Annotated in this window: 14 protein-coding genes; all 14 read right to left on the minus strand. The window is 68.0% G+C overall.

Annotated features, from left to right (window positions below; all coding sequences use genetic code 11):
• Positions 1-253 precede the first annotated feature (253 nt).
• Positions 254-2,173: a serine hydrolase domain-containing protein gene (locus tag ACFWTE_RS04325; protein ID WP_378777896.1), complete on the minus strand. Its 1,920-nt coding sequence runs from the start codon at positions 2,171-2,173 to the stop codon at positions 254-256.
• Positions 2,174-2,354: 181 nt separating this feature from the next.
• Positions 2,355-3,284 (minus strand): AEC family transporter, encoded by a 930-nt coding sequence (locus tag ACFWTE_RS04330; protein ID WP_378777897.1) that lies wholly within the window; start codon positions 3,282-3,284, stop codon positions 2,355-2,357.
• 140 nt (positions 3,285-3,424) lie between these two features.
• Positions 3,425-5,746, minus strand: coding sequence for a serine/threonine protein kinase (locus ACFWTE_RS04335; RefSeq protein ID WP_378777898.1), 2,322 nt, complete (start codon positions 5,744-5,746; stop codon positions 3,425-3,427).
• A 103-nt stretch (positions 5,747-5,849) separates the two neighbouring features.
• The gene (locus ACFWTE_RS04340; protein ID WP_378777899.1) at positions 5,850-6,200 is read right to left on the minus strand and encodes a hypothetical protein; all 351 of its coding nucleotides are present in this window, start codon (positions 6,198-6,200) and stop codon (positions 5,850-5,852) included.
• 14 nt (positions 6,201-6,214) lie between these two features.
• On the minus strand, positions 6,215-6,508 hold the full coding sequence (locus ACFWTE_RS04345) for a WXG100 family type VII secretion target (protein WP_330092912.1): 294 nt from the start codon (positions 6,506-6,508) through the stop codon (positions 6,215-6,217).
• A gap of 43 nt (positions 6,509-6,551) precedes the next feature.
• On the minus strand, positions 6,552-6,887 hold the full coding sequence (locus tag ACFWTE_RS04350; RefSeq protein ID WP_330092913.1) for a hypothetical protein: 336 nt from the start codon (positions 6,885-6,887) through the stop codon (positions 6,552-6,554).
• 358 nt (positions 6,888-7,245) lie between these two features.
• Positions 7,246-7,836, minus strand: a complete 591-nt coding sequence (locus ACFWTE_RS04355; protein WP_378777900.1) for a hypothetical protein — start codon at positions 7,834-7,836, stop codon at positions 7,246-7,248.
• Positions 7,833-10,358 (minus strand): hypothetical protein, encoded by a 2,526-nt coding sequence (locus ACFWTE_RS04360; protein WP_378777901.1) that lies wholly within the window; start codon positions 10,356-10,358, stop codon positions 7,833-7,835. The genes ACFWTE_RS04355 and ACFWTE_RS04360 overlap by 4 nt, the downstream gene beginning before the upstream one ends.
• A gap of 149 nt (positions 10,359-10,507) precedes the next feature.
• Positions 10,508-10,834 carry a hypothetical protein gene (locus ACFWTE_RS04365; protein WP_378777902.1) on the minus strand — a complete coding sequence of 109 codons (327 nt, stop codon included), beginning with the start codon at positions 10,832-10,834 and terminating at the stop codon, positions 10,508-10,510.
• Positions 10,835-11,108: 274 nt separating this feature from the next.
• Positions 11,109-12,251, minus strand: a complete 1,143-nt coding sequence (locus ACFWTE_RS04370) for a hypothetical protein (protein WP_378777903.1) — start codon at positions 12,249-12,251, stop codon at positions 11,109-11,111.
• Positions 12,252-12,499: 248 nt separating this feature from the next.
• The gene (locus tag ACFWTE_RS04375; RefSeq protein ID WP_378777904.1) at positions 12,500-12,994 is read right to left on the minus strand and encodes a hypothetical protein; all 495 of its coding nucleotides are present in this window, start codon (positions 12,992-12,994) and stop codon (positions 12,500-12,502) included.
• Positions 12,995-13,095: 101 nt separating this feature from the next.
• Positions 13,096-14,604, minus strand: a complete 1,509-nt coding sequence (locus tag ACFWTE_RS04380) for a hypothetical protein (protein WP_378777905.1) — start codon at positions 14,602-14,604, stop codon at positions 13,096-13,098.
• A gap of 56 nt (positions 14,605-14,660) precedes the next feature.
• Positions 14,661-15,422: a hypothetical protein gene (locus ACFWTE_RS04385; RefSeq protein ID WP_378777906.1), complete on the minus strand. Its 762-nt coding sequence runs from the start codon at positions 15,420-15,422 to the stop codon at positions 14,661-14,663.
• Between the two features lie 296 nt (positions 15,423-15,718).
• The gene (locus ACFWTE_RS04390) at positions 15,719-16,045 is read right to left on the minus strand and encodes a hypothetical protein (RefSeq protein ID WP_378777907.1); all 327 of its coding nucleotides are present in this window, start codon (positions 16,043-16,045) and stop codon (positions 15,719-15,721) included.
• Positions 16,046-16,252 lie beyond the last annotated feature (207 nt).

The raw sequence follows: 16,252 nt of genomic DNA on the forward strand, positions 1-16,252 counted from the left end.
GGGGGGTGGGGGGGTTTCACACGCGGGGGGGGGGCGACTTGCTTGGCCACCTGCGGGGGGGGGGGGGGGGGGGCCCCCACCCCCCCCCCCCCCCACCGCGAGGTGGACCCGCCCTCCAAGGGGGAGGGGGCGGGCCCACACGATCAGTGTTCCCCCGGCAGGTCCGCCGACACGTGGGTTTCCGGGTTCCGGGAAACAGCGGTGCCCCGCCCGCCGGCGCGGTCGGCGCGGCGGGCGGGGCGGGCACCGAAGGTCAGGACAGGCCCCACACGAAGCCGTACTGGGCGCCCACCGTCAGGAAGACGGCGGCGGCCACGGCCACCAGCGAGAGGTGGACCCGTCCGGCCCGGGTAAGCCGTCCCCGCACCCAGGCGGTCACTGCCACGGCGGCGGTGGCCAGGGCCAGGGGGACGGCGACGGCCAGGGGCGCGGTCAGCATGAGGGATCCGCCCAGGAGCCACTCCTCCAGCTTGCCGGTATCGACGAGCATCCCGTAGGCGAGCACTCCGACGCCCACGTAGCAGGCCAGCGCGGTCAGGGAGCCCAGCACGCGGGCGACGACGGTGAACCGGTCACGGGCCCGGCGGAACTGGACGAACGCGGTGAACAGGATCAGCAGGGAGGCCGCGGCGGCCACACCGTGCGTGACGGGGTTGTTGAGGAACGTGGTCCGCTCCTGGACCTGGGTGGGGTTGGAGTCGGTGGCGAGGGCGACGACCTCACCGTCCTCCTCCAGGAAGACCAGCTCGTCCTCGCCGTTCTCGGCGACGAAACGGCCGTCCCCGGCGGGGAACCAGCGGTCGTCGAGGGACATCCCGCCGCTGATCGAGAGCGAGCCGTCACCGGCGTCCCGCACGACCATGGTGCCGAGGAGGATGGTGAGCTGCGCGGGGCCGCTCGCGGCGCGCCGGCTGGTGATGTAGCTGCCGGTGTAGGCACCGAGGTCGGCCCCGGGGTCGGCCTCGCCGGTCGGCGGGTCCTGCGGGGCGAACGTCTCGGAGAAGGCGGTGGCCACGTCCATGCGCAGGTCCATCAGCGGGTTGGCCTGTGCCTCCGGGGAGGTGTCGTCGCCGTTGACCGCGACGAACAGGCCCGCGTCGATGGCGGGGACCAGCGTGTAGGCGGTGTGCATGCCCACCAGGTCGCCCGCGTGGCCGACGACGGGGGAGTCCCCGTCGCGCCACTGGTACGTGCCGTAGCCGACCGACGTCAGGTCCGGGTGGACCTCGAACTGCCGGTCCGTCATCAGGGCGGGGACGCTCTCCGGCAGGACCCGCTCGCCGTCGACCTCGCCCCCGCCGAGCAGGGCCAGCATGAACCTGGCCATGTCGTCGGTCGTGGCGAGCGCGGCACCGGCCGGGGCCGCCGACACGTGCAGGTCCTCGGGGACCGAACCGTCGGCCAGGTGGAACGCGGGCAGGTCGAGCACCTCCCGGGCCTCGTACACCTGCGTGAAACCGCTGCCCTCCATGCCGAGCGGGGCGAAGACGGCCTGCTCCACGAACTCGTCGAAGGGCACCCCGCTCACCTCCTGGGCGATGAACCCGGCCAGCCCCGACCCGTGGTTGGAGTACCCGGGGAACCGCCCGGGCTCGTGGAGCGACTCCGGGTCGCCGGTCCGGGCGACCTCGTCCAGGGTGAGGTGGGCGGCGGTGTCGCTCGCGGGCGGGATGTCGACCAGTTCCTCGAACCCGGCGGTGTGGGTGAGCAGGTGGTGCATGGTGATGCCGTCGGTGGAGAGCCGGGCGTCCTCGGGCAGGTAGGTGTTGACGTCCTCGTGGAGGTCGATCTCCCCACTGTCCACCAGGGTGAGGACCGCCGCGGCCGTCAGGGACTTGGAGACCGAGGCCAGGGGGAACGTGTGGACGGTGTGGTCGAGGGGGGTCTGCCCGGCCAGGTCGGCGTAGCCGTGGGAGGCGGAGGCCAGCTGCTCGCCGCCGCCGACGACGGTGACGGCCACGCCGGGCGCCCCGTGCTCCTCCAGGAGTTCGGCGACGCGGGTGTCGACGAACTCCTGTGCGCTCTCGGCGGTCAGCGGGACGGGCTCGGCCGCGGACGCGGGCGTGGCCCGGGCGGCTTCGCCCGCGGCGGCGGGGGCCGCTCCGGGAAGGATCGCGGCGGCGATCAGCAGGGGCGCGGCCAGCAGCGGCAGGGCGCGGGGGGCGAGTTGCATGTGTACTCCCGGGAGGTGGTCTTCCTACCCCTCGAACCTAGGGATTTGGAGCCCCGCGAACACTGGTACGGCCGGGCGTCCCCGTACTACAGCCAGCACCACCACGCGTCGGCGACCGGTCCCGGGAGGACCTCGGCGGGGGCGGCCCGCCGGACGTGCGCGGTCCGGCGGGGGCGGTACGTCATCCGAGCAGGAACGCGACCGTGAACAGGACGGGGACGGTGAGGAAGGTGGACAGCAGCACCACCTCGCGCACCATGTTCTCGCCGACCTCGTACTGGACGGAGTACGTGAACACGTTCTGCGCGGTGGGCAGGGCCGCCAGCACCACCACCGCGAACAGGGACGGCCCGGTCAGTCCGAACGCCAGGGCTCCCAGCGCCCACGCGGTCAGGGGCAGGACCACGGACTTCAGGACCACCCCGAACAGGACCTTCCCCCGGTCCGGACCCCGCCCGGGCATGCCGCCGCCGTGCAGGGAGATGCCGAACGCCAGCAGCATCGCCGGGACCGCCATGCCGCCGAGGAGCTCGAAGGGCTCCAGCAGGGGTGCGGGCGGCTCCCAGCCGGAGAGGGACAGCAGCACGCCCGCGAGGGAGGCGATCACCACCGGGTTCCGGAACGGGGTGCCGAGCGCGCGCCGGAGCACCGGACCGAACCCGCGCACCTCGCCCCGGCTGAGGTCCATGACGGTGAGGGCCACCGGTGCGAGGAAGAGGAGCTGCATGAGGAGGATGGGCGCGACCAGCGAGGCGTCGTCGAGGACGTACGCGGCGATGGGGATGCCCAGGTTGCCAGCGTTCACGTAGACGGCGGCCAGGGTGCCGACCGTGGTCTGCCCGACGCCCCAGCGCCGCACCGCGCCCACGGTGATGAAGAGGGCGGCCACCAGGGCGACGCTGAGCGCGCTGACCAGGACCGGTCCGGACGCCAGGAGGGACAGGTCGGTGTCGGCGAGGATGGTGAACATCAGCGCGGGACCGGCCACGAAGAAGGCCAGCTTGCTGAGGACCTCCTTGGCCCCGGGGCCGAGGATGGGCAGCCGTCCCAGCATGTAGCCGATGACGACGATACTGGCGATGACGCCGAACCCGATGATGACCCCGGACAAGGGAAGGCCCCCAGAGTAGACGTGCGGCTGAAGTCAGCAAACGCTATCTGAGGACGGTGTGCCCCGATATGCCCCCCGTCACAGGGAGCCCTCGGGGAGGCGGCCCCACCACTGTCGGACGCGGCGCCCCGAGGGGGCGGTCAGTCGGCGGCGTCGGGGCTGGGCGAGGGCGACGGGTCGGCCTCCTCTTCCTCCTGTTCCTCCTCCTCGCGCTGCCGCTCCTCCTCTTCCTCCTCCAGGCGGTCGGCCTCCGCCTGGTCCGCGGCACGGGTCGTGCACACCTCGTCGGCGGCGGCGGACGCACCGTCCACGGCGACGACCGTGAAGCAGTACTCGACGGCCGTGTTGGCCGTGACGACCTGCGCGGACACCACACCCGGGCCGGTTCTGGCCAGGGTGGCCGGGGGATGGTCCCGGGGGCCGCCCACCACGAAGAACGAGGCGGTGCCGCCGCTGGTGTCCGTCCAGCTCAACTCGACCGAGCCGTAGTTGTCGGAGAGCAGCACCTGGGACGGGGCGGACACCTCCGGTGGCGCCTCGGGGGCGACCGTCTCGTCGGCGGGGCCGTCCTCGGCCGGCGCCTCCGGCTCGGGCTCCTCGGCCGCCGCCGTCACCACGGGTTCCTCGGCACCGGTCGCGGCGAACACACCGGAGACGCTGGTGGCGAGCAGGATGCCGCAGACGGTGACGCCGATGTGGAGGTGGCGGCGCCAGCGGGCCTGGCCCTGGTGGCCGTCGGGTACGGGGCTCCACTCGGGGACGTCGTTCTTCTTGGCCGGGCTCTCGTCCACGGGAAGGAACGAGGCCTCGGCGGTGCCGGTCCACCCCTCCAACCGGGACCAGGCGCGCAGCGGGGAGATCTCCTCGCCGCGCATCTTGGCCATCATGATCTCGGCCGTGCCGCCCGCGTCGAGGGCCGGGAGCCTGCTCCCCTCCAGGCCGGTGGGGCGGCGCAGGCGCTCCCGCCGTTCGGGGCCCGGGGGCAGGTGCTGCGGAGGCGCCTGCGGGCCGGTCGGAGGTGGTGCCGCTGATGTGTGAGGGCCGACTGGGCCACCGGGGAACCAGGACGTCTCCGGTGGTGCCTGGGGCCCGCTGGGTGCGGGCGGTGCGTGGGTCGCCTGTGGCACGCCTGGCGGGACCTGGGGGCCCGAGGGCATGGCGGAGCCTGGCGGGACCTGGGGCCCGGACGGCACCGCCGGGGGCGTCCACGAGCCCGACGGCACCGAGTAGGGGCTCTGCGCACCGGAGGGCGCGGAGTAGGGGGTACGCGGGCCCGTGGCGGAGGCCGCGGACGCGTTCGGCCCGGTCGGCGGGGCCTGTGGGAGCACCTGGTCCGCACGCGGGGCCTCCGGGCCGGTGGGCGGGGCGTGCAGCGCGCCGTGGGAGCCCTGAGGTCCGGTGTGCGGGGCCGCGGGGGCGAACGGAGGGACGTCGGGCCCGGTCGAAGGGGTCTGCGGCCCGGTGGCGGGTGGTGACGCCGGTGCGTGGGAGGTCTGGGCGCCGCTGGGGAACCACTGCGCGGCCGGGGCGCTCGGCTGCCCCGACGGGGGGACCTGGGGGGCGGTCGCCGGGGCGGGCGCCCCACCCGGTGGTTCCTGGGCCCCGGAGAAGGAGGTCTGCCCGCCGGTGGAACCGGAGGCGGGCGCGGAGGGTCGGGCCGTGCGCGCCTGCTCGAACGCCGTGGCGAACGCCGCCGCGCTCTGGAAGCGCTCCTGCGGGAGCTTGGACAGCGCGCGGGTGAGCACACCGCGCAGCTTGCGGGAGACGTCCGGCCGGGGGACGGGCCTGGGCTCCTCCGAGAGGACCCGCTTCGCGTACGCCCGCGCGTCGAACGGTCCGCCGTCCGTCGGCGAGAACGGCGCGTGCCCGGCGAGCAGCGTCCAGACGGTGGAGGCCAGCTGGTAGACGTCGGTCGCGGGAGTGCGGACCTCGCCGCGCAGCGCCTCCGGCGCCGCGTGCAGGAACGCCTCCGTACCGGGGGCGGGCGGGGGCAGGGCCTCTCCCGACCGCTGGACGGAACCGAAACCGGTGAGGACCGGTGTCCGTCCCGCCCGGAGGATGTTCCCCGGACAGACGTCGTTGTGCAGGAGGCCCCGCCCGTGCATCGAACCCAGCGCCGCCGCCGCGCTCCGTGCGACGGCCGCGGCCTCCAGCACCGGCGCGGGCCCCTTGCGGACGAGCATGTCGCCGAAGGAACCGTCCGCGTAGAACGGCAGGACCACGAACAGGTCGCCGTCGGCGGTCGTCCCCGCGTCCAGCAGCGGGACCACCCCGGGTACCCCGGCGAGGTCGCGCAGCTGGTTCAGCTCGGCGCGACCCAAGGCCTCGGGAAGGACCTTGAGGACGACGTCGGCACCGCTGGTGGAGCGCGTCGCCCGGATGATCCGGGCGCGTCGCCCCTGGTGGAGCAGTGCGGAGGTGTCATACCCGGGCGCCCAGGGGGCGTGCTCGGAGCCGGACACGGGAGAGCGGCCCCCTTGTGGCGTTCGTGGTGGAGGATTCCCCGCCCGTCGGGCGGCGGGGAGCGTGGGACCCGTCGGCACCGGTGTCACGGGTGCCACGGGGTCAGGGTGCGACGGTGAGGGGGCTCTGGATCATCTGCTGACGGGTGGTGGTGTTCCCCCACCCGCGTTCCTCGTTGACCTCCTGCTGCCTGCCGAAGGCCCCGATGAGGGCGATGACCCCGCAGATCAGCGCGACCAGGATCAGGCCGCCGATCACCGCGGGCCACACCTGCTGCCTTCGGCGCCAGTAGCGGCTCGACCCGTACAGCAGCGCCGAGCGCAGCTGCCGGTGCCGCAGCGCGTCCGCCTGGAGGACGTACTTCTCCTCGTTGGGCGTGTAGTGGAACGCCTCGGGGAGCTGCGGGTCCGGGTCGGGGTAGGCCGGCGGGGACGTCGGGGTCGGGGAGGACATCGCCGGTCAGCCTACTAGAACAGACCGTCGAGGTACTTGGTCAGCCTTCCGTAGTTGTCCGCGGTGTTGCTGGTCGCCGCGATCACCTTGGCGAAGGCCGAGTTGACCTCGGAGAACTGCGTGTCGAACTCGGACGCCTTGGCCTGGAACTGGGAGCTGCCGGAGCCCTCCCACTGGCTGACCGTGGACTCCGACTGCTCGTTGATCTGGCTCATGATCGCGGAGAAGCGGCCCAGGTGGGCCTGCTGGTCCTCGGCCAGGCCCTGGAGACCGGCGACATCGCCGTACACGTCGAACTGGGAACCCATGGGGGAACGCCTTTCTGAAGGGAGGAGCGGGGGAGGGGAGGCCTCAGACGTTGACCGGGCGGCTGAGGCCGCCGAGGTCGTTCCCGGCCTGCGAGTACTCGGCGCCGGAGTCCGTGTCGGTGACGTTGAACTCCTGCTGGCCCTCGTTGAGCTTGATGCCGTTCTGGCTGCACCAGGACATGAGCTCGTCGAAGCGCTCGGTCAGCTGCTCACGGGCCATGCGGAAGTCGTTGAGCGCCTGGCCCTGGAGGGAGTCGGCGTCGTTGACCATGTCCTGGATGAGCTGGTTCATCTGGGTACGGAGACCGTCGGACTCCTGTCCGAGCTGCTCACCGCCAGTGGAGAGGCTGTTGACGTTTTCAAGACCGACGTGCGACATCTGGACCTTTCCGGAAAGTCGGGTGGGGGCTCACCCTTCGGGAGCCGTGTTCACATGGGGATGCCTGTGGCCACAGATAGAAGGGGAGAATACGGACGATAGTAAGGATCTCACCTCTCGGTCAACGGAGGTGCGCGTCTTGTGACTTCGGGTGGCGGGCGCAGGCACGGTCGGCTTCGGCGAAATCCCGGCGGCCCGGGACGGCATCGGGCCACCCTGCACGGTGTTCCCCCCGCCCCTGCTGGACCGGCACCCCCCGGAGACCCGGGCGCGGACGCGGCGGCGACTGGCCGCTTCCGGCCACGCGGCACGGAGCCCGCCCGCCCCGGTCGGGGCCGCGCCGATGTCCGGGGAGGTCTCAGCCGGTTCCACCGGAGCCGCAGTCGACGTGGTCGGCGATGCTCTCCAGGTACTCCTCCCGCGTGTCGAAGGCCCCCTCGTAGGTGTCCATGTAGTTGTGCACGAAGTCGCGGCCGTCGACCCCGCTGCCGCACCAGGCGACGTCGTTCTCCCCCAGGAGCGCGTCCATGGCGTCGTCGACGCTGCCGCGCCGGACGCCCTGCTCTCCGAGGTGTTCGGCGACGGTCCACGCGACGGGGTCGGTCTCCACCCGGAACCCCTGGCCGTCCTCGACCACGGCCCCACTCTCCAGGAGGGTGTTCCTGGTGTCCTCCGAGGCGTTCCCGACGATCTCGGCCGAGTCCGTCTCGGTGAACATCCTCTCCAGGACGAGGATCCTGACCTGTTGCCGGACCCATTCCGGGTCGGTTCTCGGCCGGGCTCCTTCCTCCGTGGAGGACGTGGGACCGGCTTCGGGAACGTCCGTCCCGCCGCTCCCCCGCGTGAGGAGGAGGACCACGGCGGTGAGGAGCACGACGACCACGGCGGCGGGCAGGAGGAACCGCCGGCCGCGCCGTTCCCGGCTTCCCCGGTCGGACGGCTCGGTCACTTCTCCTCCTCTCGTCTACCCACGTCCTGGATCAGGGTGTAACGATTCTCGTACGGGGTCGAGAACTCGTTGTAGAAGTAGTTCCCGTGGTTCTGCTCCCTGTTCGAGGGGTCGATCTGCGTGCTGTTCAGGGCGCCGTGCAGAGCGTCGGCCACTTCGGATCTGCCGCCTCCCGGTTCGTCGGTGACGTCCCACTTGGTGGAGTCGGTCTCGATGGTGACGGAACCGTCGTCCTCGTAGGTGAGGGCACCGTACTCCTCCAGGACGTCGAGATGGGCCCTGTCGGGCCCGTTCAGGATGCTCTCGCTCTCCGAGGACACGACGAAGTTCAGGAACTCCGCCTGCTGGTCGATGTTCCTGGTCTCCTCGCTGGCGTTCCGCGGAACCTTCGGTGTGATCTCGATATCCGTGTCCACCAGCTGCTGCACGATCGCGTCGGCGCCCAGATCGAGCCCCTTGTTGATGGCGGCGCCGACGACGGGGAGCTTCTTCGCCAGGTCCCCGCCCTCCGCCAGCGCGAACGTGTAGAGCTGTTCCTTGCGCTCCTGGGCCGACTCCAGGTCGCCGGTGCGGTCCTCGACCTCCATCTCCAGGCCGAGGTCGATGAGGGAGTACAGGCTGGCCGCGCCGGGAGCCGTCTGGTAGGTGTCACCCGTGCCCAGGTACAGCTCGATCTCGGCGCGCTCGTAGGCCGCGGCGGAGTTGAGGACGCGCGCGGCCGTGTCGTCGTCACCCATGAGGTACTGCATGTACGCGGCGCGCTCCTGGACGCCGATGTTGAACGCCCGGGTCTCGGGGTTGTAGTCCGTGACCCCGGTGAGCAGGTCGGTGCCGCCGGAGGGGTAGATCTCGCTCGCGGCGAAGCTGAACAGGTAGGAGTCGAAGACGTCGGCGAACCTGTCGGCGAGGGCCGGGTTGAACTCGGTGAAGGACGCGTCCTCGCTGTCGCCCACGTCCACGCCGGTGTCCGTGAGGGCCTGCTGCATCTCGGGGGTGGTGACCATGCCGATGAACCCCGAGGCGGCCTCGCCCGCCATGTTCCGCACGTCCTCGTCCTCGCTCAGGGAGCCCTCCGAAATCCAGTCGATCAGCCCCGAGGCGGCCTCCCCCTGGTCGTGCCACTCGTAGGTGAGCAGGCCCTGGACGGCGTCCTGGCGGAACTTGTCGGGGTAGTCCGGGCCGGTCTCCGGCGCCTGGGACGGTTGCTCCCCGGTGAGCACGTAGTAGTTGGCGTCCTCGTTGCGGGTGCCCACGTCGGCGAGCACGGACACATCCTCGGACATGACGTACCCTTCCTCCCCGGCCGAGCCCCAGAAGTAGTTGTAGGACCCCGCCGACATGGTGAGGTTGGTGGAGAGGGTGTAGCCGCCCTGGAGGTCCTCGTCGGTGTGCCGGAGCAGCTCGGTGAGTGCCCCCACGTCGTCCGTGTAGGTGACCAGGGCGTAGACCGGCTCGTTCGGGTCCATGGTGAGGAACGGACCCTCGGCGGCCCTGCGGACGCTCTCCGGGAGCGACTCGTAGCCCCCGCCCAGCTCCGGGTCGGACAGGGCGAGCAGGCCGTCGCCGAGCGTCCCGAGGGCGTGCTCGCGCTCCTCCCCGGTCATGTGGTCGCCCTCCATCCATCCGGGGACCGAGAGGACACCCGTGTACGGGCCGCCGCCCTCCATCTCGAGCTGCGTGTAGAACGCCTCCAGGAAGTCGACCTCCTCGTCCCGCAGCTCGGTGCCGTCGTTCTGGGCGTTGCGGGCGTTGGTGCCGATCATGCTCATGACGAGCATCAGCTCGTGGTAGCGGTCGTCGAGGGGTTTGTCGCCCGACCAGTACGGGGCGAGCTCCGACGCCGCCTCCTCCGCCGACTCGGGGGTCAGCTCGAAGTCGGACTCCATGGACAGGTACTTCTCGGGGTCGAGGTTGGCGTACGCCATGTTCGCGTAGCCGCCGTCGATGAGCTTCTGGACGTTCTCGCTCGTCGGCCCGCCGCGCAGCATCCCGAGGATCTCCAGGGCGTTCTCCTCGTGCGCGTCCCAGTTGTCCCGCTCGCGCTCCTTGACGCCCTCCAGGTAGCCGCTGAGCTCGTCGTACAGCTCACGGCACTTCCTGGCGTCGGAGTCGAACCAGTGGTCCGGCGTCGGGGACTGGGCGGTGATCACCGTGCCCTGGTACTCGGAGGGGACCTGGGAGACCTTGGAGGCGACGGCCTCGTCCCAGTCGTCCCACATGGCGTCGCGCTTGTCCCAGAACTCCTTGACGAAGTCCGCCCACATGTCGTTGACGTCGATGGCGAACCTGAGGTTGACCGCGGCGTCCACCCACTGCTGGTAGTTCTCCGAGCCGAGGGTTGTGATGTCCCAGCCGACGATGTCGGTGAAGTGGGTGGCGGCCGAGTCGAAACCGCCCTCCAGGTCGTCCGCCCTGCCCAGGAGCCGGGCCTCCAGGGTGACGAGGTCTTCGCTCACCGGGCGGATCTGGCTCTCGAACGACTCGATGGAGCGGGGGGAGAAGAACAGCTGGAATGAGGCCATGGTCTTCCTAGCGGGGGAGGAACGGGGGACCGGGATCGGGCGGGGCCGGTTCGGGGCCGTGTCGGGGACCGGGGCGGGGGTCGTGGCGGGGCGGCGCGGGGGACGCGGCAGGGCGGGGCGGTGCCGGGCCGGGGCGGATCCGAAGCGCGTCAGTCGAAGTTGATGTCCCGGTGGGACTCCCAGGGGGACTGGTAGTCCTCGGCGGACTGCACGTCGTTGAGGGCGATCTCCCCGGCACCCACCCGGATGTTCTCGGCCAGTTGGAGGCCGTGGTCCTGGACGCCCTGGAAGACGGGGAGCATCTCCTGCCGGAACAGTGAGAAGCCCAGGGCGACGTCGCTGTTCTTGGCGACGCCCTCCGCGTCCCCCATGATGTGGTCGAACATGTCGGCCAGTCCGGCCATGGCGGACGCGAGGGTCTCGGCGTACTCGCCGCCCTGCATCCCGTCGATCGGGTTGCCGCCTGCCTCGGTCATCCGCCTGCCCCTCGTCGGTGTTCGCCGCCGGCCGTGGTCGGTCCGACGCGGTCAACGTGTCGCCTACTGCGACGCATCGTCTGCTGTGTGAGTTGCGGGGGGATCGCGAAGTTCACTACGGAACGGTATCGGCTGCCCTCCGGGGCGGACCGGGGTTCCGCTCGGACGGGGCCCGTGGGCTGGGACGGAGGCGGGACCGGGTACCGGGCGGTGCGTGGTCCGGCGGCCCGTGCCGGGGGAGGGCGGGCGGGACGGACGGGCCGGGCCGGGGGCGTCAGGAGGAGGGCGAGCCGGAGGGGTCGCCGCTCGGGTCGGCCTCTGTGCCGCCGGACACGGGCTCCGTCGCCCAGCGGACCGCGAGGGGCCACCCGTCCATGGACGCGTCGTGGAAGCGGGGGAAGGCCTCCGCGGTCTCCTCCACAGCGCCGTCCGCCAGGTCCACCCGGAACCAGGCCTCCTCGGTCTGGAGCAGGACGGACTCACGCCCGGGGGCGGGCGCGTACTGCACGACCGGCCCGTCGGCCTCCTCCAGCAGCCGGGTCGCCTCGTGGCTCTGGCCCTCGACCGCCACCAGGTAGGCGCCCGGCGAAGCGTCGGCGCCGGCCACGGCGTCCGGGCGCAGGACGGCGGTGCCCTCGCCCCACACCTGGGCGCCGTCGAAGGTCTGCCACTGGCCGCCGTCGACGTTGAGGGTCGCGTTCACCACGCTGCCGTCGGTCTGCCGTACGACGAGGCTGCCCCCGCCCGGGGCGTTCATCTGCTGGGTCTGCACGCTGTTGCGGATGTGCAGCGCACCGTCGGGGGTGAGAGCCCAGTCGCTCGGCCGCTGGGCCTCGCCGAGGGCGAGGCTCCCCTCCTGGTTGGGGGTACCCGTCGGGGCGTCCAGCGGCACCGACAGCACCTGGGGCGGAGCCCCGCCCTGCTCGGTGTCGGACACGAACCAGAGCCGGTCGCCGTGAATAACGGGCTGCGACAGGATCTCGCCCGCCGCCGGTGTGACGGTCTCGACCGGCTGGTAGGAGATCTCCTCCACGTCGGTCTCCTCCGGGTCGGTGAGCACGGCGACGTTCACGGCGTTGGGCTCCGTGGTCGCGTACGCGAAGAACGTCCAGTCCTCAGAGAACTGGGAGTGCACGGGCACCGACGACGCCATGGGGTCGACCGCCCCGTCGGGCAGCGCGATCAGGTGGAGCGGCTGCCCCGTTGCCGGGTCGTGGAACACGAGGACCTGGTCGGTCTCCGGGTCGCCGCCCTCGAAGCCCCGGTGCAGCAGGGCGAGCCCGGTCAGCCCCTCCTCGGCCAGATCCTCGACCGTCTCGGCGGACCCGTCGGAGCCGCCGGCCGTGTCCGTGCAGGCGGTGAGGGCGGCGAGGGCGAGCAGGCACACGGCCGGGGTCAGGGCGGGGGAACGCCGCATGGAGCTGCCTTTCGGGGAATGGCGGTGGTGGGAACGGGTGGAGGGGACGGCGGGCGGAGGGGACGACGGGGACGATCGTGGCACAGGGGTGGGATCACCCCGAGGGTGTCATGGTTCGATCTGCGACGGGGGGTGCGGGACCGGGTTCGCCCGGTGGACGGCGGAGAACCGGGTGTCTTTCATGGGGGTGGGAGCGTTCGCACAAGGCGGGGCGTGTTTCAGACCCGGGTCGGAAAAGGACATCGCCATCAGTTCAGCTCGCCGGTGCCGCAGTCGACGTAGTTGGCGACACTCTCCTCGTACTCCTCAGCCGTATCGTAGGCCTCCCAGAACTCGTCGGTGTAGCCCCTGACGAACTCGTCACCGGGCAAGGGGTCCCCGCACCAGGTGACCTCGTTGCCCTTCATGGCCGCGGCCAGACCCGAGTCCAAGCGGTTGACGAATGTGACGGCCTCCGGCGTCCATTCGTCCTTGTCCAACTCCACGCGGTAACCGTTTTCACCCTCCTGGATGATGCCGGTGGCGAACAGCCGCTCGACGAGGTCGCCTGTGTTGTCCACGACCTCCTGCGGGTCGCCTTCGGTCATCATGCGGTCGAGCGCGCGCACCCGTACCTCACGTTCGACCCAGAAGTAGGAGACGTACGTAGGGGAAGGGCTCTCTTCTGCACCGGGTGTGTCAGAGGGCTCCTCCGGCCCCCCTGACGTGCACGCGGACAGGATCAGGCAGGACAAGGTGGTCACCAGCAAGGCGGACAACCGGCGTGCGCGGTAAGACAACGGGTACTCCATCAGGCGTAAGGCCGGGGAGGAGCTCCGGCAAGTTAGTTGGATTCCGTCGAATTTCAGTTGACCTCTTCCTCTGACGCTTGGTTATCGAAGAAGTTTCGAGTCGTGTTGTAGGCACTCGTGTAGTCAGGAACGAAATCGCTGACATATGAGGCGCCGCTGGCCTCCTCGCCGTCGACGTTTATATCGATTTTCTTCAGGACGTCGCGCATGGCACTGTCCATGGTGTCGAGTTCTGACATGGTGTTGGCCGACCACTCGTTGGGGTTCTTTTCAAGGCTGATCATGATGGAATCATCGAAAGTGAAGCTGCTTCCTATGTCCTCGGAGTTAATAGATTCGCCATTGCGTTCGATGCTCAAGGCGCCACCGTCCACTAGTATGCGCAAGTCATCGAGGTTGGTGACTTTATTCAGTTCCCCTGGGTTGTTCTGGCTGACAAAATCGAGTGTCTCCAGGCTGAAGGCGCGCTCAATGTGCTCGTCCGTCGTGTAAGTAGGGAAGTGCGGAGAGACATCGTATTCGCCATCGACAATGGTCTGAACGATGCTCTCCTGTCCCAGCTCCAAGGCCTGAGCCACTGCGGCGCCAATGGCCGGAATTTTCTCTGAAAGACTTCCGGCCTCGCCGACGATGGAGTCCGTGATCTGCGTTTTGCGGTCGATCTGCTCATCGAGGTCGTCGGTACGGTTTTTCGATTCCATGTCCAGAGCTTGCTCCAAAAGGGCTTGCAATTGACCAGCGCCGCGGGCGCTGCTGGGAGCATTTCCAGAATCCAAGTAGGCGATCGATTCAATCTGTTGGTATAGGTCCACCGAGTTGACCACATAGCCAGCGGATTCGTCGTTTCCCATGAGATACTGCATGTACATTGCACGCTCTTGAGGTCCCATTTGCACGAGCCCGGTGTCGTGCTCATAAAGGCCGATACCCTCGACGGGTATGTCATTGGTGTCATAGATGTCACCGTTGGCGAAGCTGTAGATGTGGGCGTCGAAGACGTTCGCCAGGCTGTCTGCGAGTTCCCCGTTGAACTGGGTGAAAGAGGCGTTAGTATACTCGTTTTCCCCTTCGGTGACGTCCACACCGGTTTTGGTGAGAGCGTCATGTATGTCGGGATCGGTAATGATCTCCATGAGCCCGGCAAAACCGTTCCCTGCCCGGATGACGCCTTCATCGTCGCTGCTTGTGAAGTCCTCAGCGATCCAGTCGGTCAGCTGGCGTGCCGTGGATCCCTGGTCGTGCCACTCATAGGAGAAAAGTCCTTGGACTGCCTGTTCCCGGAAGGAGTCATGGTGGTCGAGTCCGAGCTCCGGGAGGGGTTGGGGGTGCTCCCCAGTGAGCACGTAATAGTTCGAGTCTTCGTTTCGGGTTCCCACGTCAACGAGCGCGTCGAGCTCTTCAGAAGTTAGCCACCCCCCTTCTTCCTGGCTGCCCCAGAAGTAGTTGTAGGAGCCAGTTGACATGGTCAGGTTGGTTGAGAGGGTATAGCCGCCTTGCAGATCATCGCTGGTATGGGCAAAAAGTTGTGCCAGGGCCTGTGCATCTTCCTGGTAGCTGGACATGTCATAGACAGGGGCGTTCGGGTCGGTGCTGAGAAAGGGTCCTTCAGAAGCCGTTCTTACGCTCCCTGGAAGGCTGTCGTAGCCACCTCCGAGTTGGTTATCAGAGAGCACCAGAAGACCATCTCAAGCATGCCGAGGGCATGTGAGCGCTCCTCCTCGGTCATGTGATCCCCCTCCATCCACCCTGGTACTGAAAGAACTCCCGCCTGATTGCCGCCTCCCTCCAGTTCGAGACGTGTATAAAAGGTCTCAAGGAATTCGATGGTCTCGTCATCAAGCCTCTCGCCTTCGTTCTGGGAGTGCCTGGCGTTGATGCTAATCATGCTCATGACGAGCATGAGTTCGTGGTACCGGTCATCCAGGGGTTTGTCACCCGACCAATACGGGGCCAACTCTTCTGCATTTTCTTCGGCACTTTCCGGGGTGAGATCGTGGTCGATTTCCAAGTACTCAGACAGGTCGATGCTGGCGAATCCCCAATCGGTGTTTCCACCGTCGACGAGTCTCTGAACGTTGAGTTCTGTTGGCCCCTCGCTGAACATGATCGCGATCTCTTCCGCGCGCTCTTCGTGTTTGCTCATGTTCAAACGAGATCGTTCTCTAAGCTCTGATCGGATTTCGGAGAGTTCGTCGTACAGATCACGGGCTCTGTTGGCATCCCAGTCGACGAGAGACCTTTCAGGGTTGTGGGCGCTGATATAGGAAATATTTTCTGGGACTCGGCTTTCTACTGAACTCTTGGCCTCTCTCCAATCCTCATAAATTGCATTGTATTCATCCCAAAAATCCTGGATGCACTTGGACCACCTGTCGGACATGCCAACAAGAAATCTGATATTTGTAGAGGCTTCGGCCCAAAGTTGGTAATCTTCCTGACTTGCGAAGGAGATGTTCCAGACGATAATGTCCGCGAATTGCTGAGCTGCGGAGTCGAAGCTTCCTGAAAGGTCGTCTGCCCGCCCGAGGAGCCGGGCTTCCAGGATCTCGAATTCCTCCTTTATGGAGTCTGCCGTGTGAGAGTAGTCCTCGATTTTATCCTAATTGAAGGAAATGGTAAATACGCTCATTTTTACCTCACATGTGAAGTGGGTGGACCTGAAGGTCGCGTAGACTATTAAAAATTGATATCCCGATGGCCATTCCAGGCCTGGGAGAAATCCTCCGAATTCTTCCAATCTGTCTCTGCGATGCTGCCTGCTCCGCTCTGGATATTGTTGGATATTTGAATTCCATGTGTCTGGACGTCGATGAAAGATTGGTATGTCAAATTCTTGAAAACATTGAATCCGTTGGATGCATCGGTATTTTTTGTTTTGGCCCTGGCTTCATCCAGGAGGAAGTCGTACATGTCAGCTATTCCTGCCATTGCCTGGGCGAGTGTTTCGGCAAGTTCGCCACCCTGTTGGGCCTCGATTGGGTTTGCGCCTGTTCCATTGCTCATGCGGGTCTCTCTAAGGTTTCGTGAAGTCGACTCAGGTGCGCGCTTGGTTCGGAAGTTGCCGGTTGCCGTGAAGCTGAATAGTGATGAAATGAGGAACATATTCTAGTCCGACGAGAATATGCTTCGGGCGTGGCTCTTGGCAGGGTGGATGGGTATGGCCACTGCTGGCAAGGACTCCGTAGGACTGCAGGGGGCAAACAGGGCGTG

Source organism: Nocardiopsis sp. NPDC058631 (genome assembly GCF_042716955.1).
Taxonomy (GTDB): domain Bacteria; phylum Actinomycetota; class Actinomycetes; order Streptosporangiales; family Streptosporangiaceae; genus Nocardiopsis.

Excerpts from the sequence above, each read along its gene's own strand:
- ACFWTE_RS04325 (WP_378777896.1), bottom strand. The coding sequence starts at position 2,173 with ATGCAACTCGCCCCCCGCGCCCTGCCGCTGCTGGCCGCGCCCCTGCTG.
- ACFWTE_RS04340 (WP_378777899.1), bottom strand. The coding sequence starts at position 6,200 with ATGTCCTCCCCGACCCCGACGTCCCCGCCGGCCTACCCCGACCCGGAC.
- ACFWTE_RS04345 (WP_330092912.1), bottom strand. The coding sequence starts at position 6,508 with ATGGGTTCCCAGTTCGACGTGTACGGCGATGTCGCCGGTCTCCAGGGC.
- ACFWTE_RS04350 (WP_330092913.1), bottom strand. The coding sequence starts at position 6,887 with ATGTCGCACGTCGGTCTTGAAAACGTCAACAGCCTCTCCACTGGCGGT.
- ACFWTE_RS04360 (WP_378777901.1), bottom strand. The coding sequence starts at position 10,358 with ATGGCCTCATTCCAGCTGTTCTTCTCCCCCCGCTCCATCGAGTCGTTC.
- ACFWTE_RS04365 (WP_378777902.1), bottom strand. The coding sequence starts at position 10,834 with ATGACCGAGGCAGGCGGCAACCCGATCGACGGGATGCAGGGCGGCGAG.
- ACFWTE_RS04370 (WP_378777903.1), bottom strand. The coding sequence starts at position 12,251 with ATGCGGCGTTCCCCCGCCCTGACCCCGGCCGTGTGCCTGCTCGCCCTC.
- ACFWTE_RS04380 (WP_378777905.1), bottom strand. The coding sequence starts at position 14,604 with ATGTCCAGCTACCAGGAAGATGCACAGGCCCTGGCACAACTTTTTGCC.
- ACFWTE_RS04385 (WP_378777906.1), bottom strand. The coding sequence starts at position 15,422 with ATGTCCGACAGGTGGTCCAAGTGCATCCAGGATTTTTGGGATGAATAC.
- ACFWTE_RS04390 (WP_378777907.1), bottom strand. The coding sequence starts at position 16,045 with ATGAGCAATGGAACAGGCGCAAACCCAATCGAGGCCCAACAGGGTGGC.